The organism is Paenibacillus canaveralius (assembly GCF_047238265.1).
Taxonomy (GTDB): domain Bacteria; phylum Bacillota; class Bacilli; order Paenibacillales; family NBRC-103111; genus Paenibacillus_F.
The window spans coordinates 1,728,819-1,751,493 of record NZ_JBDFMM010000001.1; the positions used below are offsets into that span (position 1 = coordinate 1,728,819).

20 protein-coding genes and 1 pseudogene are annotated in these 22,675 nt (G+C 55.4%); 17 read left to right on the forward strand and 4 right to left on the reverse strand.

Features of this window, described 5'->3' with window-relative positions; genetic code table 11:
* Positions 1-39: 39 nt before the first annotated feature.
* The 3 genes from ABC395_RS08055 to ABC395_RS08065 form a co-directional block, all read right to left on the reverse strand.
* A complete protein-coding gene (locus ABC395_RS08055) occupies positions 40-1,947 on the reverse strand; it encodes an ABC transporter ATP-binding protein (RefSeq protein ID WP_413002127.1) in 1,908 nt (635 codons plus the stop codon).
* On the reverse strand, positions 1,940-3,685 hold the full coding sequence (locus tag ABC395_RS08060) for an ABC transporter ATP-binding protein (protein WP_413002129.1): 1,746 nt from the start codon (positions 3,683-3,685) through the stop codon (positions 1,940-1,942). Before ABC395_RS08060 ends, ABC395_RS08055 begins: the two co-directional genes overlap by 8 nt.
* 446 nt (positions 3,686-4,131) lie before the next feature.
* Positions 4,132-5,349 (reverse strand): S8 family peptidase, encoded by a 1,218-nt coding sequence (locus ABC395_RS08065; RefSeq protein WP_413002131.1) that lies wholly within the window; start codon positions 5,347-5,349, stop codon positions 4,132-4,134.
* Between the two features lie 208 nt (positions 5,350-5,557).
* Between ABC395_RS08065 and ABC395_RS08070 the strand changes: the two genes are divergently transcribed.
* The 14 genes and pseudogenes from ABC395_RS08070 to ABC395_RS08135 all read left to right on the forward strand — a co-directional run bounded on the left by ABC395_RS08070 (position 5,558) and on the right by ABC395_RS08135 (position 18,324).
* The gene (locus ABC395_RS08070; RefSeq protein WP_413002133.1) at positions 5,558-6,814 is read left to right on the forward strand and encodes an MFS transporter; all 1,257 of its coding nucleotides are present in this window, start codon (positions 5,558-5,560) and stop codon (positions 6,812-6,814) included.
* A gap of 196 nt (positions 6,815-7,010) precedes the next feature.
* A complete protein-coding gene (locus ABC395_RS08075) occupies positions 7,011-7,268 on the forward strand; it encodes an HPr family phosphocarrier protein (protein ID WP_009677256.1) in 258 nt (85 codons plus the stop codon).
* Positions 7,269-7,276: 8 nt separating this feature from the next.
* On the forward strand, positions 7,277-9,031 hold the full coding sequence (ptsP, locus tag ABC395_RS08080; protein WP_413002136.1) for a phosphoenolpyruvate--protein phosphotransferase: 1,755 nt from the start codon (positions 7,277-7,279) through the stop codon (positions 9,029-9,031).
* Positions 9,032-9,220: 189 nt separating this feature from the next.
* On the forward strand, positions 9,221-11,149 hold the full coding sequence (locus ABC395_RS08085; protein WP_413002137.1) for a BglG family transcription antiterminator: 1,929 nt from the start codon (positions 9,221-9,223) through the stop codon (positions 11,147-11,149).
* A gap of 2 nt (positions 11,150-11,151) precedes the next feature.
* Positions 11,152-12,291, forward strand: a complete 1,140-nt coding sequence (locus tag ABC395_RS08090) for an amidohydrolase/deacetylase family metallohydrolase (RefSeq protein ID WP_413002139.1) — start codon at positions 11,152-11,154, stop codon at positions 12,289-12,291.
* Positions 12,275-12,640 (forward strand): hypothetical protein, encoded by a 366-nt coding sequence (locus ABC395_RS08095; RefSeq protein ID WP_413002141.1) that lies wholly within the window; start codon positions 12,275-12,277, stop codon positions 12,638-12,640. The genes ABC395_RS08090 and ABC395_RS08095 overlap by 17 nt, the downstream gene beginning before the upstream one ends.
* A 13-nt stretch (positions 12,641-12,653) precedes the next feature.
* The gene (locus tag ABC395_RS08100; RefSeq protein WP_103995278.1) at positions 12,654-13,019 is read left to right on the forward strand and encodes a glycine-rich SFCGS family protein; all 366 of its coding nucleotides are present in this window, start codon (positions 12,654-12,656) and stop codon (positions 13,017-13,019) included.
* 3 nt (positions 13,020-13,022) lie between these two features.
* Positions 13,023-13,361 carry a DUF4312 family protein gene (locus ABC395_RS08105; protein ID WP_042228729.1) on the forward strand — a complete coding sequence of 113 codons (339 nt, stop codon included), beginning with the start codon at positions 13,023-13,025 and terminating at the stop codon, positions 13,359-13,361.
* A gap of 77 nt (positions 13,362-13,438) precedes the next feature.
* Positions 13,439-14,224, forward strand: coding sequence for a DUF4311 domain-containing protein (locus tag ABC395_RS08110; RefSeq protein WP_042228726.1), 786 nt, complete (start codon positions 13,439-13,441; stop codon positions 14,222-14,224).
* Between the two features lies 1 nt (position 14,225).
* Positions 14,226-14,876 (forward strand): DUF4310 family protein, encoded by a 651-nt coding sequence (locus tag ABC395_RS08115; protein WP_103995276.1) that lies wholly within the window; start codon positions 14,226-14,228, stop codon positions 14,874-14,876.
* A 78-nt stretch (positions 14,877-14,954) separates the two neighbouring features.
* On the forward strand, positions 14,955-16,055 hold the full coding sequence (locus ABC395_RS08120) for a DgaE family pyridoxal phosphate-dependent ammonia lyase (protein WP_413002145.1): 1,101 nt from the start codon (positions 14,955-14,957) through the stop codon (positions 16,053-16,055).
* Between the two features lie 43 nt (positions 16,056-16,098).
* Positions 16,099-16,818: a KDGP aldolase gene (locus tag ABC395_RS08125; RefSeq protein WP_103995274.1), complete on the forward strand. Its 720-nt coding sequence runs from the start codon at positions 16,099-16,101 to the stop codon at positions 16,816-16,818.
* A gap of 325 nt (positions 16,819-17,143) precedes the next feature.
* Positions 17,144-17,798: pseudogene (locus ABC395_RS08130) on the forward strand (HD domain-containing protein).
* 292 nt (positions 17,799-18,090) lie between these two features.
* Positions 18,091-18,324, forward strand: a complete 234-nt coding sequence (locus ABC395_RS08135) for a CsbD family protein (protein ID WP_413002147.1) — start codon at positions 18,091-18,093, stop codon at positions 18,322-18,324.
* 427 nt (positions 18,325-18,751) lie between these two features.
* Here the strand turns inward: ABC395_RS08135 and ABC395_RS08140 are convergent, their stop codons facing one another.
* Positions 18,752-19,777, reverse strand: a complete 1,026-nt coding sequence (locus tag ABC395_RS08140; RefSeq protein WP_413002148.1) for a phosphatidylinositol-specific phospholipase C/glycerophosphodiester phosphodiesterase family protein — start codon at positions 19,775-19,777, stop codon at positions 18,752-18,754.
* A 381-nt stretch (positions 19,778-20,158) separates the two neighbouring features.
* Here ABC395_RS08140 and ABC395_RS08145 point away from each other — a divergent pair, with 381 nt between their 5' ends.
* The 3 genes from ABC395_RS08145 to ABC395_RS08155 are packed head-to-tail and all read left to right on the forward strand — an operon-like array spanning position 20,159 to position 22,589.
* Positions 20,159-20,833 carry a chromate transporter gene (locus tag ABC395_RS08145; RefSeq protein WP_413002150.1) on the forward strand — a complete coding sequence of 225 codons (675 nt, stop codon included), beginning with the start codon at positions 20,159-20,161 and terminating at the stop codon, positions 20,831-20,833.
* Between the two features lie 15 nt (positions 20,834-20,848).
* Positions 20,849-21,385, forward strand: a complete 537-nt coding sequence (locus tag ABC395_RS08150) for a chromate transporter (protein WP_413002152.1) — start codon at positions 20,849-20,851, stop codon at positions 21,383-21,385.
* On the forward strand, positions 21,378-22,589 hold the full coding sequence (locus ABC395_RS08155) for an ROK family protein (protein WP_413002154.1): 1,212 nt from the start codon (positions 21,378-21,380) through the stop codon (positions 22,587-22,589). Before ABC395_RS08150 ends, ABC395_RS08155 begins: the two co-directional genes overlap by 8 nt.
* The last annotated feature ends 86 nt before the right edge of the window (positions 22,590-22,675 follow it).

Below are 22,675 nucleotides of genomic sequence, written 5' to 3' on the forward strand. Positions count from 1 at the left end.
GCGGACTGCGGGTCTTTTTAGTGCAACCGTGCAGGATGCTCAGGACCCGATCGCCTGCATGCCCTGCGAGTGGCGGTACAGCTCCTCGTAGGAGCCTTTCTTGGCAAGCAGCTGCCGGTGGCTGCCTTCTTCCACGATTTCGCCGTGTTTCATGACGATGATCCGGTCGGCGTGCATAATCGTGGATAGCCGGTGGGCGATGATCAGGGACGTCCTGCCTTCGGAAACGACGGCGAGCGCCTTTTGCACGAGCTGCTCCGTATGGGAGTCCAGGTTGGCCGTAGCTTCGTCGAGTATAAGAATTCTCGGTTTGAATACGAGAATGCGCGCGAACGACAGAAGCTGTCTCTCGCCGGCCGACAGGCCGCTGCCGCGCTCCGAAAGCTTCGTATCATACCCGTCCTTGAGCCGGGTAATGAGCGGATGGGCGCCGACCGCCCTGCAGGCGGCGGTCACTTCTTCGCGGCTGATTTCCTGCCGAAACAGCCGCACGTTGTCGAGGATCGTACCGGAGTACAGGTACGGCTCCTGCTGGACAAGACCGATCATCCGGTGAAGCGTGTCCTGCGGAATACGCCGGATATCGGTACCGTCAATCGTGACGCTTCCGGCATTCACGTCATAGAAGCGGGTAAGCAGGGAAATGAGCGAGCTTTTGCCGGCTCCTGTCGTTCCGACGATTCCGATCATTTCTCCCGGCTTGATGTGCAGATCCAGATCCCGGAGGACTCTGCTTCCCTCCACATAAGAAAAATCCACGTGATTGTAGTCGATTTTTCCGGCTGTTTTTTGCCAGTCGATTTCGGCTTTTTCATCGTTGGCAGGTTCTTTTACATCGGGTTCCGTGGATAAAATGTTCCACAGCCGTTCCATCGAAACGGAGGTCGATTGCAGGGTGTTCCATTGCTGGGTAATCTGGTTGATCGGCTGAAAAAACTGGCGGATATATGTAATAAAGGCGTAGAGCACGCCGAATTCGATACTGCCGCCGAGAAAAGCGAGTCCGCCGAGCCAGACGAGAAGTGCGACGGATATGTTGCCGAAAATATCGAAGGACCGGTTGAACAGCACGTTCGTGCGGATTTCTTTCAAGTTGGCTTTCAAGTACTGGCCGTTGCGGCCGCTGAACCGTTCGAACTGCTCATCCTGCTGGTTGTATGTCTGAATCAGGCTCATTCCGGCGAGATTTTCAGCGAGATAAGCGATGAGGCGGGACAGCTGCGCCCGCGTTTCCTGGTAAGCTTTTCTCAGCATAGAGCGGAAAAGGACGGCGATCAGCGCGATGACCGGCAGAAGAAGCAGGCTGTATAAGGCGAGCGTGGCATCGAGTTGAAACATGAAAAAGATGATAAGCACCAAGGTCATCCCGTCCCGGACGAGACTGAGGAACACTTGGGTGAAAAATTGGCTGATCGTCTCGGTATCGCTCGATTCGAGCGTGACCAGGCTGCCGATCGGATACCGGTCGAAGAAAGACATCGACAGCTTGGAGATATGGGCGAACAGATTTTTGCGGATGCTGGCTACGATGCTTTGTCCGGCATACTGGAGCAGGTTGTTCTGGACATAGGTAAACGCAAAGTTGACGACGGACAACCCCAGGTAAAACAGCCCGATGATCACAAGCGGCCGCATGGCTCCGCTCCCGCCGAAGAGGTGGTCGTCGATGGCGATCTTGACGAGATACGGCTGCAGCAGCTCGGCGATGATAGCGATCAGCGAGCAGAAGAAAATGCCGATGAACGTCAGCTTGTGCGGCTTGGCATACGTCAGCGTCGCTTTGAATGCGGCGAGTCTTCCAGGCCGCGGGCCCTCTTTCGGAGCGGAGGTCCCGGGACTCTTGGCGGTATCCGCCGGTTGTCCGGGACCGGCAGATTTCTGCCCGGCTGGACCGGTGAAAGCCGACTCCCTTGGAGCGTTACTGTCTGGAGATTTCGGATCAGGCATGCCGGGTTCCCTCCTCCTGAATCTGATACAGGGAAGCATACAAGCCCGGACGGGCGAGCAGCTCCTTATGCGTCCCCCGCTGGACGATCCGCCCTTCGTCAAGGACGACGATTTCGTCCGCATGTTTGACCGCACTGATCCGGTGCGCGATGATCAGCGTTGTTTTGTCGCGGTGGGCGGCGCGGATCTGGCGGACGATGTTCGTTTCCGTCACGGCGTCCACGGCGCTTACGCTGTCATCGAGAATGAGGATGGGCGCCTGCTTCATGAAGCCGCGTGCGAGGCTCGCTCTCTGGCGCTGCCCGCCGGACAAGGTGATGCCGCGTTCGCCGAGCTTCGTTTCGAAGCCGCGCGGCAGCTCCGTGATGCTGCTGTATATCTGCGCCTCGCGGGCGGCCTGCTGCATTTCGTCGTCCGCCGCATCCCGCCTGGAGAAGGCGATGTTGTCCCGGATCGTCGTGCTGAACAGGAAGCCGTCCTGCGGGACATAGGCGATCTGCGAGCGCAGGCTGTCGAGCGTAACCCGGCGGATATCGTGGCCTCCGATATAGATCGTGCCCGCGGGCGGATCGTAAATGCGCAGGAGCAGCTTGACGAGCGTCGTTTTGCCGCTCCCTGTGCGTCCGATGATTCCGAGCGTCCTGCCCGGCTTCACTTTGAGATCGATGGCTTCCAGAGCTTGGCGGTCCGAACCGGGGTAGCAGAAGGAAAGTCCGCGGATTTCCAGTTCTCCCGCACCGTTTTCCAGCTGCGCCGCTTTTTCTTCCTCCCGGATATCGGGTTTTACGGCCAGCAGATGATTGAGCCGTTCCAGCGACGCTCGCGAACGCTGCATCATATTGATCACGTTGCCGATCTGCTGCAAAGGCGTCATCATCATCCGGAGGTAGAAGGTAAGGGACACGAAGCTGCCGAGCGTAATTTGACCGTGCAGCGTCATATAACCGCCTGCCAGAAGGGCGATAATCATCGAGAAGGAGCCCATCAGGGGAAGCAGGGACTGGAAAAGCGAAGACATCCGGACGAGCCGGAGCTGTTTTTCCCGGATCGCGTCGACGTTCCGGCCGAACCGCTCATAGGCGATTTCTTCCGCCGCGAACGTTTTGGTCACGCGGATACCGCCGAACTGTTCTTCGGCCGATTCGGTCATTGTGGCGAGCGATTCCTGCACCTCAAGAGACCGGGAGCGGATACGCGGCCCCAGGAACACCACGATGAACGGAATAAGCGCCATAGGCGCAAGACTCAAAGCTATCAAGCCGAAAGGAATGGAACTGAAAGACATCATGACAAAAGCGGAGAGAATAAAGAAGATGGCGTTGGTGGTCTGGTTGACTCCGTTCGAGATAGACTCTCTTACGGCCGTCACGTCGTTCATGACGTAACTGAGGAGCTTGCCGACACCGTGCCTGGAGAAGTAATACTCGCTTAGCGTGGAGAAATGACGGAACAGCTTCTGCCTCGTCGCGTATTCGAACCGGCGTCCGAGCCTGGCGTTCGTATATTGGCCGATGCCGAAGAGCACTCCGTAAGCCACACCGATGCCGAGAAGCTGCATGCTGTAGCTTGCGATCGTGTGGGCTGTGGCGACTTTCAGCTGAAGATCGTCCGTAAATTCTCCCAGCACCCGGGGAAAGAACGATTGCACGACGTTAGACAGGATAATAAAGGCGACCCCGACCGAATACAACCCCAGGTTCGCTTTCACATAGTTCCGAAGCAGCCTCTGACTGCCCATGCAACCACCTCCTCAGGGATAAACTCATTTCTTTATTGTAAAGGGCAATGGAAAACGCGGGCAAGGCAGATTGAGCCTCATATAGGCGGAAAAGAAGCCGTACAGGGGACCTAACGGGCTGAAAGCGGTTTATTTCCAAGAAAATCAAAAGATTTGGAGAAGCCCTCCAAATGATCGTCCCGAAATCTGCCGAATTAAAATGCTGCTACAAAAAAAAGCCCCCGGAGAGGGAGCTTTTAATAAAGGGCGGTGATGTTCGGATGAAGGGCAATCCGCGTATGCGCCTGATCTGTCGAGGATTTACGGATGAGGAGCAATCCGCATATGCGCTGATCTGTCGAGGATTTAGGGATGAGGAGAAAGCCGTCTGTGCGCCTGACCCGGGAGGAATCCGGTGAAAATGGCCGGCCGTCCCGGAACCGTTTTGCGAACGTAACCGCTCTGCCTTACGACCGTACCGCACGGTCGGCGTTTACCCGGCCGTACACCCAGTAGGTGCCCGTTCCGGCGATCGGATCGGCGTTAAACAGAATCGCGTCGCGGATCTGCGCATTCGTACGGCCCTGTCCCGCAAGGAGAGCGGCAAGACCCGACACGTGGGGAGCGGACATGGACGTGCCGCTGAGGTAGGCGTAGCTTGAGCCGGGGAATGTCGAGAGGATTGTCGTCCCGGGCGCGGCGACCTGCACCCAGCTTCCGCGGTTGGAGAAGGAGGAAATGTTGTCGGCCGAATCCGTGGAAGCTACCGAGATGACGGTTGAGTAAGCGGCCGGATAGTTGGGAGTTGTGCTTCCGTCGTTCCCGGCGGACGCCACCATGACGGAGCCCTTGCCCCATGCGTAGTCGAGCGCGTATTGGAGAGTAGTCGAGCTGTATGGGGAGCCTAGGCTGAGATTGATGACCTGGGCGCCGAAGAAAGAAGCATAGATGATCGCGTTGGAAATGTTGCTGACCGTTCCGTTGCCGGAGTTGTCAAGGACCCGGATCGGCTGGATGGAAGCGAGCGGAGCGACGCCGGCGATGCCGATCCCGTTGTTCGTAACGGCAGCGGCAATGCCCGCCACGTGGGTGCCGTGTCCGTTACCGTCGCTCGGGATTGAATCGTTGTCCACATAATCGTACCCGGCAACCAGATGCGGGGCCAGGTCCGGATGAGTCAGCTCGACCCCCGTATCCAGGACAGCGATGACGATGGAGCTGCTGCTCTGCGCAAAATCCCAAGCCGAAGGCGCCGAAATCTTCTGCGGACCGTACTGATAGAGGCTGAAATAAGGATCGTTGGGGGTCGCAAACGTTTCCGCATCCGGAGAGGAGGGGCCTTTCCCCTGTTTTTTGCCGGCGGCGGGAGGGGAGTCGAACGCCTGATAAATATAATTCAGTTCCGCGTAATCCACACTGTCGTGTTTTTCATACTTTTTAATCGTTTTGATCAGAGGCTGCTTTGTGAACAAAACCTGGTGACCGAGCGTGCTGCACTGTTCCAGCACCTTGCATTTGTACTTTTTATGAAGCTTCGAGATAAGCTCTTCCGGTGTCTCCGGCTTGAATTTTACGATCAGCTGGAACGGCTGATGGGGCTCTTTCGGCTGTTCTTTTTTACGGAAAATCAGAAAAACGACGGCTGCGGCGGCAATAAAAGCGAGTGTGGTGATCCAAGTCGTCATGGCTCATTCCTCCAGGTTCTCGATTAGAAATCTCTCTATGCTATGAACCGTAAGATAGAGAGGACTGGGGGGTTGTCCCTTTATAAAAAAATAATCGCGAAAATTAACAAATTTAATCATGGACGCGTATACAACTTATGCTTATAATGCGAACAGGGCTTGAGAATCGGAAAATTTTCCCGATCGATTGGATGCTTGAGCCGGAAGGGTGAATCCGTTGTCGACGAACATGCGAAAAATGCTCATCATGAATTTTGTGTCGTCCATCATTTTTATTTACATCGGGATTTTCGTGAACCTGTATATCTGGCAGGCCAACACCAGCATTTTTGAAATATCCTGGTTCAACATGGTGATGTTTATCGGCTGGGGATTTTCGTTCGTTTTCGGGGCGAAGCTGCTTTATCACCGCACGATCCGCCTGCTGCTCGCTTTGTCCGCCTTCGGGGGTGCGGCCGCATTTAGTATGCTGACGTTCCTGACGCTGGAAAACCGGATTCTATGGATCGCCCTTATCGGATTTCCGGTCGGTCTCATGTGGGGGTTTTATACGGTCGCTCAAAATTTGAGCGTTTCTTTCTCGGGTAAAGGAACTGAAATCGCTTCCTTTTTCGCGGCCAACAACCTCATCGCGTCGATACTGTCCATGGTTATTCCAATTATTTCGGCCCAGTTTATCGGCTGGTTCGGGTATGAAAGCTCGTTTATCCTAATGTTTGTCTTCCTGATCGTCATGCTGGTTTTCTCGGCGACGATGCCCCGTATCGCCCTGCCGAGAACGGAAACGCCCCCCACGGGTTTCTGGCAGCAGCTTCAGTGGAAGCGGGTTTTCGGAGACCGCCATTCCGTCTGGCTGATTCTTTCGATTTTGGCCGGAGGCGTATTCCTTCAGTTTCAAAACCTGTTTACGCTCGTTTTCACGTTCACGGTCACCCAGGATAAGCTGCTTATCGCGCTGCTGAATTTGCTGTATACGGGATCGGCTTTTCTCGGGCTTGTTCTGTACCGGAAATTCAAATGGAACGACAATTTCTGCCTCTGGCTCGGCGTTCTTCTGCTTTCGGCCGGATTTGTGATCGCGATGTTTCCCCTTAAACCGCTGCTGATCCTTTCGAATGTGCTTACGGCGTTCGGCATGTTTTTCTTTGCGATGATCTGGAACGCCCAGCAGTTTCAATGTATTGAAGACTACGCTCCGGGCAGAAAAGCGGCCTTTCTCGTCTGGCGGGAAACGATGCTGGTCGGGATGCGGATTGTGCTGCTGATGTTCATTATGTCTTTGGATAAACTGGAGGGCTGGCTGTATATTTCCATAATCGGAATCACGCTTGTCAGTCTTCTATCGATTCCAGTCGTACAGGCGAAAGCAGTCAGGCTGATGGCCGACGGCCGTAAAAAAAGAGAAGAAGCGGTGCCCTCCGCGGAGGAAGGCCATTTGCCTCAACCGCCTAATTTTCCGGCGTAATTCCCCGCATGGCGGCAACTGAAGACCGGGTTTGGGACTATTTTCCCAGACCCGGTTTTCTTTTTGCACCGTGGATGGTGCAAAAGGTTTGATCTTTTCAGTTGGAAGCGGTTGCGTTATCTTGGGCTTACAGGAACCTTTCCTTTACAAAAAGTTTAAGCAGAAACCAGCTTCAAATCGGAAGGAGATACCACAGATGGAGAAAGAGTTTTCCGTACAGAATCCGTTAGGTATTCACTCGCGTCCCGCAGGGGCACTTATGAAAAAAGCAAAAGCGTTTACATGTGACATTACGATTGCCAAGGGAGACAAAAGCGTTAATGCGAAAAGCATCGTCGGTCTGCTTTCCCTGGAAATGCGTTACGGCGATAAAGTAACGGTTAAAGCTTCCGGCGAACAGGAAGAAGAAGCGGTAAACGAGCTGGGAACCATGCTCGAGTCCGTACTTGAATAGGTGACGGGATGATAGTGGAGAGAGAAACGGAAAGCGTCAAGGGAATCGCGGCCGCACCCGGCTACGCGATGGGAAAGGCGCATTTGTGGCAGCCGCAGGCAGAGAAAGCGCAGCGCAGAACGCTGGCTGAAGAAGAAACCGCGGCCGAAGCCGCAAGGCTGGAAGAGAAGACAAAGGAAGCTCTTGACGAGCTTCAGTGCCTCAAAGAAGAAACCGCTCTCAAACTGGGTGAGGCTCACGCCGAGATCTTCGAAACGCACATGCTGCTGCTTGAAGACGACGACTTCGTGGGGGCGGCGGCCGACGCCATCCGTTCGGAGCGGCTGAACGCCGAAGCGGCCGTAGAGGACGCGGCCAAGGCGCTCGTGGAGCTGTTCGAGAACATGAGCGACCCCTACATGCGCGAGCGCGCCTCGGACATCCGCGATGTGGCGGGCCGCCTGCAGCGTCTGCTGCGCGGGGAATCTGCCGGCGACATCGGCGGCGACGGCGAAGCGGTCGTCCTCTTCGCCCATGACCTGACGCCGTCGGACACGGCGCGGCTCGACCGCAGCCGCATCGCCGGCTTCGTTACGGCGGTGGGCGGTCGGACCTCGCACTCGGCGATCATGGCCCGCTCCCTGGAGATTCCGGCCGTTGTCGGCATGGGCGCGGGAGCGGCACGGGTGCAGCCCGGCGACTACGTGATCGTGGACGGGGGCGAAGGCACCGTCCACATCAATCCCGATGCCGGGCTTCTGGAGCTGTACCGGGGCAAGCAGGCCCGGTACGAAGAGCGCCGCTCTCGGCTGGGCGCCTACATCGGCCGCCCGACGGAAACCGCGGACGGGCATCATGTCGAGCTTGCCGCGAACATCGGCAGCCCGCAGGACGCCCAGGCCGCCAGAGACGGCGGAGCCGAGGGCATCGGGCTGTACCGGACGGAGTTCCTGTATATGGGACGCGATTCGATGCCGACGGAGGAAGAGCAGTTTCTGGCCTACAAGATCGTGGCCGAAATGTTCGCCGGCCGGCCGGTCGTCATCCGTACGCTGGATATCGGCGGCGATAAGGAACTTCCTTATCTGAGCCTGCCGAAGGAAGCGAACCCGTTCCTGGGTTACCGCGCCATCCGCCTCTGCCTGGACCGGAAAGATTTGTTCCGCACGCAGCTGCGCGCGATACTCCGTGCGAGCGCTTACGGCAATGTGAAGATCATGTATCCCATGATCTCCAACATTGAAGAGCTCCGCCAGGCGAACGCGGTCCTCGCCGAAGCGAAAGCGGAGCTGGATGCCGAAGGCGTCAGCTATGCAGCCGGCGTCGAAGTGGGCATCATGATCGAGGTGCCGGCAGCGGGTATGGCGGCCGATCAGCTGGCGCGCGAAGCCGACTTCTTCAGTATCGGCACCAACGACCTCGTGCAGTACATGATGGCGGCGGACCGGATGAACGAAACGATCGCGCATTTGAGCGAACCGTTCAATCCGGGGGTGCTCCGGCTGATCGGTCACGTGATCACGGCGGCGCACGCGAAAGGCCGCTGGGTAGGCATGTGCGGCGAAATGGCCGGCAGCGTAATCGCGATTCCCCTGCTGCTCGGCATGGGGCTGGATGAGTTCAGCATGGGAAGCGGCTCCGTCGCTCAGGCGCGGGCACTGATGCACAAGCTGGACCGGGGCGAGATGAGCCGTCTGGCGGACGAAGCGCTGGAACTGGAGACGGCCGAGGAAATCCGCCGTCATATCCTGAGCCGGGTTCCGGCCGTGGCGGAATGGCTGTAAACTTTTGCGCGGGCCGGCCCGATATACCGGTAAGTCTATAAATGCCTGCGAGCGAAGAACGCGCCCATAGAAATGTAATGGCGGTAACCGAGATGCCGGGCCGCTGGGGAAGACTTGTTTTTCTTCCGTATCGGCGGGCGGGTAGTGGTACAATAGACGTTAACAGGATGAATATGCAGGAGGGCTATCATGACGCTCACAACGCGATCTCGTGCACTGCTCAAAAAAATCGTCTATTCCCACAGTCCGCTCCGCATCAAGGAATGTGCGGAAGAGTTTCAAGTCAGCGAACGTACCGTTAAATATGATTTGGAAACGATCCGGCTCTGGCTTCAGCAGGAACAGATCGAACTGCAGTCAAAGCCGAGCCGGGGAATCTGGATCGACTGCACCGATACGGAACGCATTCATTTGCTGGAAAAATTGGATGCGGTCGGCGAGCACGTCTTTCTGAACCAGCAGGGACGGATGAGGCATATGCTGATCGACCTGCTGCTGCTGGACGGCTATCTCACCATCGGCGAACTTGTCGCCAAACACGATGTAAGCCGGAATACCGTTCAGGCGGATCTGGCTTTGGCCGATCAACTGCTGGCGGGATCGGGCCTGACCCTCAGCCGGACCCGACACGGAATCCGGGTAAGCGGTTCCGAAATGAGAAGGCGCGCAGTCCTGGAGCATGTGATTCAGGACCTGCTGGACGGGAACGACATGTTCCAGATCGTTCAGGGGGTCGTGCAGGAGCGCCGGCCGCACCTTCACTTCAGCAAGCTGCTGGAATGGTTTCTGCAGCCGGTGCGCGATCTCGACCGCGTGTTCGAGGAAGTCGGCTCGCTGGTCCGCGAAATCCAGGAGAAGACTCAACTGCTGCTGACGGACAACGCGATCATCGGAGTGTTCATCCGGCTCTGCATCGTCATTCAGAGGCAGTACACGGCGAAGGCGGAGGAACAAGCCGCTTCCGATCCGGGCGAACGCGCCGTCGCCTTCGATCAGCGGACGCTTGCGGGCTACCATCTGAGCATCTCGGATTTGTTCCGGCAGAAGCTGACGGGACTGTTTGCGGAGCTGGAGCTGCCTCTATCCGAGGAGAATATCCGCTACATCAGCCTGCCGGCGATCGGCCTCATTCCCCCGCTGCTCAAGGAGCGGGATGAAGACGGGGCGCAGCTGCCCGACGCTTTTGCCGTGACGAAGAAGCTTATCGACAGAGTCAGTGAGTCGGTTCATGTCCGGTTCCGCAAAGATCCGGATCTTATGCAGCATCTTCATGCGCATATTGCGGACAAATTGAACAAATACAGCTACGGAGTCGCGGAACCGAATCCGCTGCTTCAAGAGATACTGCGATCTTACCGGAGCATGTTCGAAACCGTGAGTTCCGCCTGCGGAGAAGTATTTTCCCCTTACGGCATCCTGCTGTCGGATTCGGACATCGCTTATATCGTTCTTCACTTTCAAGCCGCTTTCGAACGAAGGCAGGAAGTACAGAGGTACCGGGCGCTGGTCGTATGCGGAACAGGCCGGGGGACATCCAAGCTGTTAAAGACGGTCATTGAAAATGAAATCAAGACCCTCCAGGTCGCGGCCTTCTGTTCCGTAATGGAGTTCGACAAGCAGGCCGGCGGCGATTTCGATCTGGTCATCAGCATATTCCCGATTGAAGCGTCCGTACCTGTCGTGGTCGTCAATCCGATTCCGGACAAGAACGATTTCAAATCGATCCGGCTAAGGCTTGAAAACCTGGAGAAGCACGAAGACCCGGAAAGTAACTCGGCGGGCCGGTCATCGAGCCTGCAGAGACCCGAACTTTCCTACCTGGAGCAGAAGTTCCAGGATATAATCTGGAGAGGCTTTGAACTGAGCCGGGCCATCCGGACACGTTTTGCCCCGTATCTGAATGAGGAGAGACTCGCAGGCTTGACGCTTCATCTGCTTTTTATGATGAACCGCATCGCGTTCGATACGGCTTATATTCAGACGGGAGCCGCTCCTGTAACCGAAGGGGCGGAAGGCGAGCTTGCGGAGGAATTAAAAATGCTGCTTTCCGAACATCGCATCCATGCGACGGAAGGCGAAGTAATGGCCATTCTAAGGTATTTTGAGAGGAGTGCGTAACCATGAAAGCGGATTTGTTGATCCACGGAGGAACAGTAATCGATCCATCCAGAGGAATATCCGGTGCATTTGACGTTGCGGTAAGCGGAGGAAAAATCGCGGGCGTGTTCGAACGGGGCACGGTCGACGTCGAAGCCGAGAAGACGCTCGATGCTTCGGGAAGTTACGTGTCGCCAGGCTTCATTGATATGCATACCCACATTTATGAAGGCGTACCGGCCATGGGCGTAGCCCCGGACCGCGTCGGGATCGACCAGGGGGTAACGACCGTCGTAGACGCAGGCAGCTCCGGAGCCGCCAATTTCGACGATTTTGTCCGCAGAAGCATCGAACCGAGCAAAAGCCGGGTTTATGCCTGGCTGAACATCTCGGCCCCCGGTCTCGTCGAAGGCCGGTCGGAGCTGGCCGATCTGACGAAGCTCGACCCGGAGGAAGTCCTTGCGGTCATTGAGCGCAACAAGGACCGGATAATCGGCATCAAAGCCCGCATGAGCGGATCGGTCGTCAAAACGAGCGGCATCCGTCCCCTGGAAATTGCCAAAAACACGGCAAGAGAAGCGGGCCTTCCGGTAATGGTTCATATCGGCAACGCGCCTCCTCAATTGGGAGACGTGCTGGACTTGCTCGAAGCCGGCGATGTCGTCACGCACGCCTTCCACGGCAAAGCGGGCGGCATCCTGAGCCCGGACGGCAGCCTGATACCGCAGGCGGTCCGCGCGCTGGAGCGCGGCGTCCTGTTCGATGTCGGACACGGCAGCTCCAGCTTCAGCTTCGATACGATGATTAAAGCGAAGGAGCTGGGCATTGATCCGTACTCCATTTCCACGGACTTGTATCTGGAAAATCTGGAGCGCGGGCCGGTTTACAGCCTCGCCCTGACCATGACGAAACTCCTGGCGATGGGCTATTCCCTGGAGCAGGTAGTAGCCTGGTCGACCGTGGCCCCGGCCAAAGCCATGCAGCGTGAAAACGAAATCGGTACCCTCCGCGAAGGCGCCGAAGCGGATATCACCGTATTCAAGCTTGTGCAGGAGCCCGTTTCCCTAACGGATTCGGAAAGCAAAACGGTTCAATACGACCAGCAGCTGGTGCCGCAATATACTTTAAGAGCTGGAGCGATACACCATGTACAACATAAATGAAGTTCTGGAAGAAATCCCGCAGAAAACGGAAGCTTCTCCCGAAAAGCTCGAAGCGGTAGAAGACCTGTTAACGAAACTTCGCCCGATGTCGCAAGAGATCGGGCTTAGTATACCGCATACGAAAGCCGTCATTATCGGCATTCATCTTCTCGCTTTCCTGAGAAGAGTCGATCAGGACGAATATTTGCCGGAAATCGAGCCGGAGATGTTCGAGGAGATCAGTGCGGAGTCTATCGATCTCAGCAAGCGCTTGTTCGCGGGCTACAACATGCCGCCGCAAAGGAAACTGGATGACGCCGAGGTGTTTTTCCTGGCTGTTCATTTCGAAGCGGCGAAAACTAATCTTTGAGGAGTGAAAGTCCATGGAAAACAAGGTGAAAGTAGTTATCGGTGACCGTCTGGGTAAAGGTCAAAACGTGGCAAAAGGCGTAGAGGCCGCCGGCGGAGTCGCTATCGTGATTCCGGGCGTCGGAGCCGACATGAAGCTTGGCGACGTAATGAACAAAGAAAACGCCGATTTCGGCATCTCCTTCTGCGGAAGCGGCGGTGCGGGTGCGGTTACGGCGAATACCAAATACAAATATCCGATGGAATTCGGCATGCGTTCCATTGATGCGGGCGTTACGGCGATCCGCGAAGGCAAAAAAGTTCTTGGGTTCGGTTTCATGGATGTCGAAGAACTCGGCCGCCGTTTAACCGAAGAATTTATCAAGAAAAACGGGAGGTAAACCATGTTTCAGGAAAAGCCGTTAACACTCGTCGTAAGCGGGATGTCGGAAACCAAGCAGGGAGCTTTTCAACAGGCTCTGACCCGCATGAAAAGCCAAATTTCGAAGGAAACGTCAGATGTTCTTCTGCAAATCGAGCCTCAGGATGTGGAAGTCGTTTCGGCCCATTTGACGCAATACCGTGAGAAGTTTCTCGGATTCTTATTTCCGCGGACGAGAACCCGCTACGAGGTGACTCTGCGAATAACGGTCAAACTGAAATATGTGAACCTTTCGGAAGTGGAATTTACAGAAAATAAAGAGAACCTGAGCAAGTATCAGCGTCTGCTTCATATGCGCTGAGCTGCCGGGACAGCTGTTTTGAGTGAGGATAGAGAGATCTGGAGACCACCTGTATACTGAAGTTTTGGGGGATACACATGAACACATTGATGATCGTATTTGAGTCCATCATTATCGGACTCCTGGTCGGTTTCGGGGTCGGAGCCGGCGCGGCGCGGATGTTCCACGCACCGAACGTGCAGGGAATGGGCGCATTCCGCACTTTCGGCGAGCTGAACGCCTGCGAAGGCGACGCCGTCGCTCACTTCTCGTTCGGCCTCGGCTTCCTGTTCAACGCCTGGGCATCCGTCGTGGGCGCAGGCGCCCTGACCCAGGACGTCGACCACCGGATCATTCCGCACTGGTCGGCCGCTGCGCTGCTTTCCCGCAACAAAAAGCTGGAGGAAACACTCCACGACCCGCGTAAAATGGCTTGGACCGGCGCAATTATCGGTGCCGTGGTGGTCGCGCTTCTGAACTCGACCGCGGCGGCGATTCCGGCTTCGCTGCAATCCGTCGCAACGAAAGTACTTGTCCCGGCGGCAAACTGGCTGATCAATCCGATCATGCCGATCGTATTCTGGACCGCCGCCATGGATGCGGGCAAACGGACGGGTGTATGGGCGACCATGCTCGGCGGTTTCTCCCACCTCGTAATGGGCAACGCCGTGCCGGGTATCGTGCTCGGTATTCTCATCGGCAAGGGCGTGGACGACAGCGGCTGGAACCGGATCACTAAGACCATGCTCGTAGCCGTTATCCTGCTGTTCATTTTCAGCGGATTCTTCCGCGCGTTTGACGTGGCGCTTCTTAAGAGCATGAGCTTGACGACACCGCAGTGGCTGATCGACCTGCATGCATTCTTCGGATCGGTGGTGAAATAACATGGAAAATAACTTGCAAAAAGGCTTCTGGTTCTCGGAATGGGCATTTGTTTTGTTCGTAGCTTGTCTTTCTTCTGGGATTTTTGCCGGAACTCACTTATACTATGTATATCATGTAGGCGCTTTTAACGATATCGCGATCGTCGCCATGCTGGAAGCCGGTCTGAAGGGCGGCAGCTACGGAGCCGCAGCGGCATTCGGCGCAAGCTTCCTGTTCGCCCGTATTCTCGAAGCCCCTCTGGTCGGTATCCTCGACATCGGCGGCTCTCTTCAAACCGGAATCGGTATCGGTGTGCCGGCTCTTATGCTCGGCGCCGGTATGACGGCACCGCTCACGAACTTCCCGCTGGCTCTTCTGACAGGCGCCGTACTCGGCGTAGCCGTCGGAGCAGTCATCATCCTGATTCGTAAGTTTACGATCAACGCCTCGAATTCGACGTTCGGAGCGGATGTCATGATGGGTGCGGGGAATGCCTCCGGGCGCTATCTGGGCCCGCTGATTGTCATCTCCGCCGTTATGGCCTCCATTCCGGTCGGGATCGGCGCAACTATCGGCGCAGCTATTTTCTACTATTATAAAAAGCCGATCGCCGGCGGCGCGATTATCGGAGCCATGATCCTCGGCGCGATCTTCCCGATCGTAACGAAATAAGCGAGATTGGCGAAAGTCAGCCCTGCACGACAAGATGTTCATACCATGGATTCAAATCAAGGATAGAGGAGAGAGACCATGAGTATTTTTGAGCGTTACGGTTGTAAGCAAGTCATCAATGCAAGCGGTAAAATGACCGCCCTCGGAGCCAGCGCCGTCCACAAAGATGTGGCGGCGGCGGTAGCGGAGGCGGCAATGGACTATGTGGACATCAGCGAACTGATGGTACAGGCCGGCAAGGTCATCGCCGAGGTAACGGGCGCCGAAGACGGCTGTCCGACCACGGGTGCGGCCGGAGGCATCGCGATTTCGGTCGCGGCCGTTATCGCCGGCACGAGCCTGTCGCTGATTGAGCGTATCCCGCTCACCGACGGCCTCCGCAACGAGATCATCATCCAGAAAGGCCACTCCGTCCATTTCGGAGCGTCCATTCCGCAGATGATCGCGATCGGCGGCGGCAAAGTCGTCGAGGTGGGCCAGGCTAACCACGTGGAGAAAGATCACATCGCGGAAGCGGTCACGGACAAAACCGCCGCCCTTCTTTATGTGAAGTCTCACCACGCGGTGCAGAAGGGGATGCAGTCCATCGAAACGATGGCGGCGATCGCCAAGGACAAAGGCATTCCGCTTATCGTGGACGCGGCTGCCGAAGAAGACTTCCGCAAGTACGTCGCGATGGGTGTGGAGATCGTCGTGTACAGCGGCGGCAAAGCCCTGGAAGGCCCGACGTCCGGCTTCATCTGCGGACGCGCGGACCTGATGGCCGCCTGTCGGGCGCAGTACAAAGGCGTCGGCCGTCCGATGAAGATCGGCAAGGAGGGCATCATCGGCCTCCTGACGGCGCTTCGCCGTTACGACAACCGCCCGGACGAGTCCCAGCAGCAGCGTGAGCGCATGGAATGGCTCATCGGGGAGCTGAAAGACGTTCCCGGCGTGAAGGGCGCCATCACTCAGGATGAAGCGGGACGCGCCATTTACCGCGCGCAGCTCACCATCGACGCGAAAGCTGCGGGCAAAACCGCCTACGAGCTCATCAAAGAGCTCGAATCGGGCAGCCCGGCCGTGTACACGCGCAATCATTACTCCAACCTCGGAATCATCAGCGTGGACCCGCGTCCTCTGCTGGAAGGCCAGGAGCGCGTGATCGCGCAGAGAATCAAAGAAATTTTGCAAGCCTAGTTTTTAAAACCCCCTTAAAGATAAAGGAGATGGAGAGAACGAAATGGCACAACCGACGATTAAATTAAACGTACTAGCGAAAACGGCTGAAAACGCCAAGCAAATCGTAGAAGCAGCGGAAGGCCGCGTATATGTAGGCCTGATGGTTAAAAACTTCCCGTCCGTGGACGAAGCGGTTAAAACCGTAGAAGAATTTCAAGCCGCAGGCGTACCGGTTTCCGTAGGTCTCGGCGCCGGCGATCCGGCGATGTGGAGCAAGGTTGTGGACGTTTCCGTCCGCACCAAACCGGCTCACGTGAACCAGGTATTCCCGGCTGCGGGTTACACACTCGGAGCTATGCGCGCGGTGGGCAGCGAAGATACGCTCGTGAACGCCCTGATTACGCCAAGCGGAACGGCCGGACAAGTCCGAATCGCAACGGGACCGACCAGCGTTTCTTTTGAAAACGACACGATTTCTTGCGAAGCTGCAGCGGCTATGCTCGCCGAAATCGGCGTTCACTCCGTGAAGTTCTATCCGATCGGCGGTACGACGCGTCTTGACGAACTGGCGGCTATGGTGAAAGCTTCCGTCGCACAGGGAATCAAAATATTCGAACCGACCGGCGGTATCGATATCGATACGATCGGCAAAGTCGTGGAAGTTTGCGCGGAGAACGGTGCGGAAATCATCATTCCTCACGTGTACACGTCGATTATCGATTCCGCAACAGGCTTGACCCGCATTGAAGATGTGAAGGAATTGCTTCGCGCTATTTCTTAACAGCAGACGTAAAAAAGCCCGATACCGCATGCAGGCAGGAGCCGCATGCGGTATTTTTCCTGCCTAGAAAGGGGAATTCCCGCAAAGAGTAGATAATTGTGCCCTTTATTCGCCGAATTTATCCCTTATGAACTTTGTCTATTTATGGTGTAATAAGGGTACGGGTCAGCTTCAATTTCACACTCCACACGTTCTGGTACTCTCGCAATTCCGGGGAGTACACTTTTTTTTGTCCGGAGAACAGATCCGCTGCAATCAGAAGCTAAATCGGGGCAAAAGCGAGTCGTTCTTTTCCACCATTATCATTTAAAAAGGATTGTATGCTATGGAACAACAGACTGTTTTGGAGAAAGCGTATCAATTGGCTGGGGAAAAGCTGAAGGATGAGCCGACCGGACACGACTGGTGGCACATTCACCGGGTGACCCGTATGGCCAAGCTTATCGCGAAGAAGGAGAACGCCGACGAGTTTGTATGCGAAATGGCTGCTTTACTGCATGATCTCATTGACGAGAAGCTGGTGGAGGATAAAAAGAAGGAAACCGCAAAACTCGCCGGTTGGCTGGCGGACAACGGAGTGCCCGGCGAAACCGCACGGCATATTCTCGACATTATCGGCACCTTGTCTTTTCAGGGGGGCAGCGGTACGAGAATGAGCACGCCGGAAGGCCGGATCGTTCAGGATGCGGACCGGCTCGACGCGATCGGAGCCATCGGCATAGCGCGGACTTTCGTTTATGCGGGTGCGCGGGGAAGCCTGATTTACGATCCGCAGCTTGAACCCCGGACGGAAATGACTGTACAACAGTACCGCGAGGGCAAGAGCACGGCGATCAACCATTTTTACGAGAAGCTTCTCAAGCTCAAAGAGCTGATGAATACGGAAACGGGCAGGCAGTCTGGCGGAAGAGCGGCATGAGTTTATGGAGCAGTACCTGGTGCGGTTTTATTCCGAATGGAACCTGGGGAGCGGCCAGTAAAACCGGCGGAAGGCAGAGGCACCGACCGGTAAACGGTATGACCTTTTTATGAAACGTTTATACGATATTTGTATGGAGTGTACATATGTATCCCCTTCTGTAAAAATTTCCCCCTGCCGCTGGGGGATGAAATATGATCTAATAAAGATAGCCGACAGCTGCTTGGATTCCAAGAGAGTCGGCTCTTTTGATGTCCGGCCTTTTGGCACGGGTGCAGGGTTTCATCAGATAGCTGTGAGGGTAAGTAAAGGATGTAGAGATATCAAATAACCCTCTAAGGAGATGAGATACCATGGACAACAACGTATTTAAAGGGAAATGGAAACAGCTCAAAGGGGAAGCGCAAAAACAGTGGGGTAAACTCACGGACGACGATATGGATGTCATTAACGGCGAGAAAGATAAACTGGTAGGCAAGCTTCAAGAGCGCTACGGTCATACGAAGGATGCCGCGGAGGACGAATATCACCGCTGGTCCAGCAGCTACCGTGATGACGCTCCTGCGGAAGCCGACCGCCGCATCTGAGCAGCACGATAAACGGAAAAGAAACGGAGAACGCTCCGTTCTTATAAAAGAAACCGGATCTTTGAGATCCGGTTTCTTTTCGTTTCCAGGGTAGCGTGGAACTGGGACAACGGAGAATGAAAACATAGGAATGCCCGGTTGTTAGACAGGATGTATAAGGGGAGAGAAAGCATTCTGCCTGTTTTACGGCGTTTACGGCGCCGTGGAACAAACAAGCCGACTAGAGCCTCATGTTCTGCAGCCAGTGATCGACGTTATGACCGATCATCGGGCATGGAGGATGCAAGAGGTGTTAACGGGAAAGCGTAACGCGAAAAAGAAAAAAGAAAGTGAAAAGAGAAAAGTGAAAAGAGAAAAGTGAAAAGTGAAAAGAGAAAAGTGAAAAAGAACCGTAAAAAAACGGGCCCTTAAGTGGCCCGTTTTTTATCTATTTTTCGAAAACTTGACTGACAAGCGCGGCGAGCTTTTGCATAAGCGTCTCTTTAGGCGCAACGGCCGCAGTCACGGCAGCGGATTTTTCACCGGCCTGTACCACGTTGCCGCCTTGACTGTCCGCCGGAGCGGCCGACGCCGTTTTGACGGCTGTGGTTTCCTGTGTCTTGGCGGCCGCCGAATTCGGCGCCACCTGGCGGTAAGTCAGGAAATCGGTGTAGAACCCGTGAACGCCGATTTTTTTCAGCCGGTTGATTTCCTTCATTTCGTTGACCGTGTGAACATATACCGGAACGCCCAGTTTGTCGAGGCCCCCGATCATCGTTGAAGTCGCCCGTTCGTAGGGCATCGCGACCGCTTTGATGTTATGCTTCTTCACGAGCGAAATGATTTCTTTTTCCGAATAGCTTGTCATATAAATGGAAAAAAGATAGTTCGGAAAATCGTAGATTTTCTTCACCTGCTGAATCATTTCGATTTCATACAATTCGGGAACGATACGTTCCAGAAGAGCCGGGTCCGCCGCTTTTGCTTTTTGGACGATAAGCTCGAATTGTTTCTGTACGACTTCGGGATCTTCGCTTTTCGTATCGGTAACGATATAAGCATCCGGATATTGCTCCAGGAGCTGGAGCAGCAGATCAAGATCAAGAGGCGTATATTTGTTTAAAATTTTATGGCTTTTGAAATCAGCCAAGGGGATCGGCCCGTCTTTCAGATGTTCGGGAAGAGTCGGCTGCAGACGGTCGGACAAATAACGCATCCAGTCGTGCCGGGCCGCAAGCTGGCCGTCCGATGTCAAATTAAGATCGACCTCGAACAGGCGGTGCCCTTTTTCGTAATTGTCCAGAAACGCTTCATATGAATTTGTGAGAGTTTCACCGGAAATTCCGCCCATCGCATGGGCGATCAGGGTTTGATCGGTCCAAGGCCCCGCTTCTTTGGCCGCCGAGGCGTGTTCTAAAGGCAGCCACGTTAGCGCAAGCAGAAGAGCAAGAGCTCCCGTCAAGTGTTTTTTCACTAAAACAACCTCCTTCATGGTATTCATCTCTTGTCCCGGAGTTCTCCGATCGAAGATTCGGGCACATGACGTACGGGTTGTTAGAAACTAACTTTATTTACCCGGTAAAGGTTGAGTGAAACAAAAATAGTCGGGTAAGGTTGGTTTTTGTCGAATCAGGAAAATTTAGTCCAACTAAAAACATCGGATTTTATCGGTATGACAAAAGGTAAATGACATAAAAAATCCCAACTTTTATATAAAATGAATTGTAAGTGAACATAAAATACACAGGAAGAAAGAAATAAACGTCTATTTTCATGGAAATACGCATAAGTTTATTCCAAAATGAAATAAAGTTGTTTAAAATAGAGTTATCCTACCCTACAGACACGAAAGAAGATGACTCTCTTGAAAATTTCCACTGCCCGTATGAAACTGCTGCTTCACTTGTTCGGTTCGTTCGCCCGCATCGGGCCCGTTTCCTTCGGCGGAGGCTTCGCCATGCTGCCTATTCTGGAAAGGGAAATCGTGCTGCGCCGCCGCTGGCTGGACGAAGACGAATTCGGCGAGGTGATTTCGGTTTCGGGCGTAGCACCTGGTGGCGTCGGAGTAAACGCGGCCGCTTTCGTCGGCTATAAGCTGAGCGGCGTGCCCGGCATGCTGGCCGCGGTTCTCGGCATGATGCTGCCCACCTTCGTTATGGTACTCCTGCTTGCTATTGGCTTTTCGGCGTTCAGGCAGTATCCTAAAGTTATTGCGGCAATGGAAGGCATTCAGATGGCGGTACTGGCTCTGATCTCCTACGCGGGATTGAAGCTGCTGCGCTCATCGGTCTTTGACGGTGCCTCGCTGTTTGTGTTCGCCGGATCTATCGCGGCTCTGCTGCTCACGGGAATCCATCCTCTGCTCGTTATGCTTCTCGGCGTCTTTGCCGGCTGTGCGCTGGTGCTGGCCAAAGGCCGTCTCGGCTTCGCCGTGAGCTTCGAGCCCAAGAAGCGGAAAAGGGAACATCCCGCTGACAAGGCCGTACCCCGTTATCCCGAGCTGGAATGCTATTTCGGCGAAGGCATATAAGGGGGGAGAGAACAGATGCTGATCCTCCTTTTCTGGACGTTTCTGAAAATCGGTATTCTCTCCTTCGGCGGAGGCTTCGCCATGATTCCGGCCATTCAGCATGAGGTCGAGCTGCACGGATGGCTGACGCCCGGGCAGTTTTCGGAAGCCGTAGCGGTTTCCGGCATGGCGCCGGGGCCGCTGGCCACGAACTGCGCGATTTATATCGGCAAAATGACGATGGGACTTCCCGGAGCGGCGGCTGCCGTGCTCGGCATGGTGCTTCCGTCCGTCGTTCTGATCGCGGCCGTGGCACGTTTCTTCTACAGCATCCGGACGCATCGTACCGTCAAAACCGTTTTCTACGGGCTGCGCCCCGTGGTAGCCGCGCTGGTCGCCGTGGCGGCTCTGCGCTTCGGCTTTACCTATTTCCGGGCGGAGTGGTGGACATGGAAGACCGCCGTTTCGGCGGCGATATTTCTGCTGGCGCTGCTCGGGCTTATCCGTTACCGGATGCATCCGTTGTCCGTTATTCTGCTTAGTGCGTTAGTGGGTGTGGCGATTTATGGTTAACCGTCCGATTTCCGAGCGTATCGGAAACCGCAAACAAAAAGAATTATTCGAGTTGATCCGTCAAGGCGGAACGGTCTCGAAGATCGAACTGCTGGAAGAAAGCGGCTTGACCGTAAGCACGCTAACCCGGCTTCTGGACGAGCTGTGCACGCAGGGGTTGATCGCCGAATCGGGACACGGCCCCTCGACAGGCGGCCGCAGGCCGGTTCTGTACCGGATCCAGGCCAATTACGGCTGCGCATTCGGCATCGATATTTCCCGGACGCTTTCCCGGCTCGTGCTGACCGACATGCAGATGAAGGTGCTCGAATCCCGTACGTGGGAAATGAACGAGATGATGACACCCGATGTGCTCCTGGCAGCTCTTGCCGATGAAGCGAAGGCCATGCTGAAGCGCAGGAGAATCGCTTCCGAGCATGTGCTCGGGATGGGTGTCGGAGCCGTAGGCCCGGTGGACCGCGAAGAAGGCGTCATCCTGAATCCGCGCTATTTCCCGACACCGGGCTGGCAGGGCGTGCCCGTGCGCCGGATGCTGGAAGAAAAGCTCGGTTTGCCCGTCCTGCTCGATAACGGAGCCAATACGGCGCTTCTCGCGGAATCCTGGTCCAGGCATAAACGCTCGTTCCGCCATATGCTGTATGTACACCTGGGCGTCGGACTCCGTTCGTCCATGCTCAGCGAAGGGAAGATCATCTACGGGGCCGTCGATTTGGAAGGCTCCATCGGGCAGATGATCATCCAGACGGATGGCGTCGCTCCCCGGTCCCAGGAGGGCAATTACGGGGCCTTGGAGTCCTATGCTTCCATTTATGCGGTCGAACGGGAAATACGCTCCAAGCTCAAACAGGGACGGTCCAGTATGTTATCCTCGCTCGGCAGTCCGGATGCCCTTACATTCCGCGAGATTGTCCAGGCCCTGAACAACCGCGATCCGCTGGCGGTCGAGGTGATGACTCAGGCTGCCGTGTATTTCGGCATCGGACTGGCCAATCTGCTCAATATGCTGCATCCGGAGAAGGTCGTTCTCGGAGGACCGCTTATTTCGACGAATGATCTGTTTTTCTATACCGCCACACAGACCGCGATAAAGAAAACTTATTATTACCCGGACTACCAGGTGCTATTCAGCAAAGGAAGCTTCGGAGAGGAAGCGCTCGCTATCGGGGCGGCGGGACTGGTCATCCGCCAGCTTTCCGCCCATTGAGTTCTCATCTATCTTCTTTCGTTTAAAGAGAAAGCCGCTTGCCGGCTATACGAAACGATCCCGGAAAGTGGAGTGGATCAAAAAAA

What these genes read in the sequence shown, in the direction of transcription:
- ABC395_RS08055 (WP_413002127.1), bottom strand. Translation starts at nt 1,947, where the DNA reads ATGCCTGATCCGAAATCTCCAGACAGTAACGCTCCAAGGGAGTCGGCT.
- ABC395_RS08060 (WP_413002129.1), bottom strand. Translation starts at nt 3,685, where the DNA reads ATGGGCAGTCAGAGGCTGCTTCGGAACTATGTGAAAGCGAACCTGGGG.
- ABC395_RS08065 (WP_413002131.1), bottom strand. Translation starts at nt 5,349, where the DNA reads ATGACGACTTGGATCACCACACTCGCTTTTATTGCCGCCGCAGCCGTC.
- ABC395_RS08075 (WP_009677256.1), top strand. Translation starts at nt 7,011, where the DNA reads ATGGAGAAAGAGTTTTCCGTACAGAATCCGTTAGGTATTCACTCGCGT.
- ptsP (WP_413002136.1), top strand. Translation starts at nt 7,277, where the DNA reads ATGATAGTGGAGAGAGAAACGGAAAGCGTCAAGGGAATCGCGGCCGCA.
- ABC395_RS08085 (WP_413002137.1), top strand. Translation starts at nt 9,221, where the DNA reads ATGACGCTCACAACGCGATCTCGTGCACTGCTCAAAAAAATCGTCTAT.
- ABC395_RS08090 (WP_413002139.1), top strand. Translation starts at nt 11,152, where the DNA reads ATGAAAGCGGATTTGTTGATCCACGGAGGAACAGTAATCGATCCATCC.
- ABC395_RS08095 (WP_413002141.1), top strand. Translation starts at nt 12,275, where the DNA reads ATGTACAACATAAATGAAGTTCTGGAAGAAATCCCGCAGAAAACGGAA.
- ABC395_RS08100 (WP_103995278.1), top strand. Translation starts at nt 12,654, where the DNA reads ATGGAAAACAAGGTGAAAGTAGTTATCGGTGACCGTCTGGGTAAAGGT.
- ABC395_RS08105 (WP_042228729.1), top strand. Translation starts at nt 13,023, where the DNA reads ATGTTTCAGGAAAAGCCGTTAACACTCGTCGTAAGCGGGATGTCGGAA.
- ABC395_RS08110 (WP_042228726.1), top strand. Translation starts at nt 13,439, where the DNA reads ATGAACACATTGATGATCGTATTTGAGTCCATCATTATCGGACTCCTG.
- ABC395_RS08115 (WP_103995276.1), top strand. Translation starts at nt 14,226, where the DNA reads ATGGAAAATAACTTGCAAAAAGGCTTCTGGTTCTCGGAATGGGCATTT.
- ABC395_RS08120 (WP_413002145.1), top strand. Translation starts at nt 14,955, where the DNA reads ATGAGTATTTTTGAGCGTTACGGTTGTAAGCAAGTCATCAATGCAAGC.
- ABC395_RS08125 (WP_103995274.1), top strand. Translation starts at nt 16,099, where the DNA reads ATGGCACAACCGACGATTAAATTAAACGTACTAGCGAAAACGGCTGAA.
- ABC395_RS08135 (WP_413002147.1), top strand. Translation starts at nt 18,091, where the DNA reads ATGGACAACAACGTATTTAAAGGGAAATGGAAACAGCTCAAAGGGGAA.
- ABC395_RS08145 (WP_413002150.1), top strand. Translation starts at nt 20,159, where the DNA reads ATGACTCTCTTGAAAATTTCCACTGCCCGTATGAAACTGCTGCTTCAC.
- ABC395_RS08150 (WP_413002152.1), top strand. Translation starts at nt 20,849, where the DNA reads ATGCTGATCCTCCTTTTCTGGACGTTTCTGAAAATCGGTATTCTCTCC.
- ABC395_RS08155 (WP_413002154.1), top strand. Translation starts at nt 21,378, where the DNA reads ATGGTTAACCGTCCGATTTCCGAGCGTATCGGAAACCGCAAACAAAAA.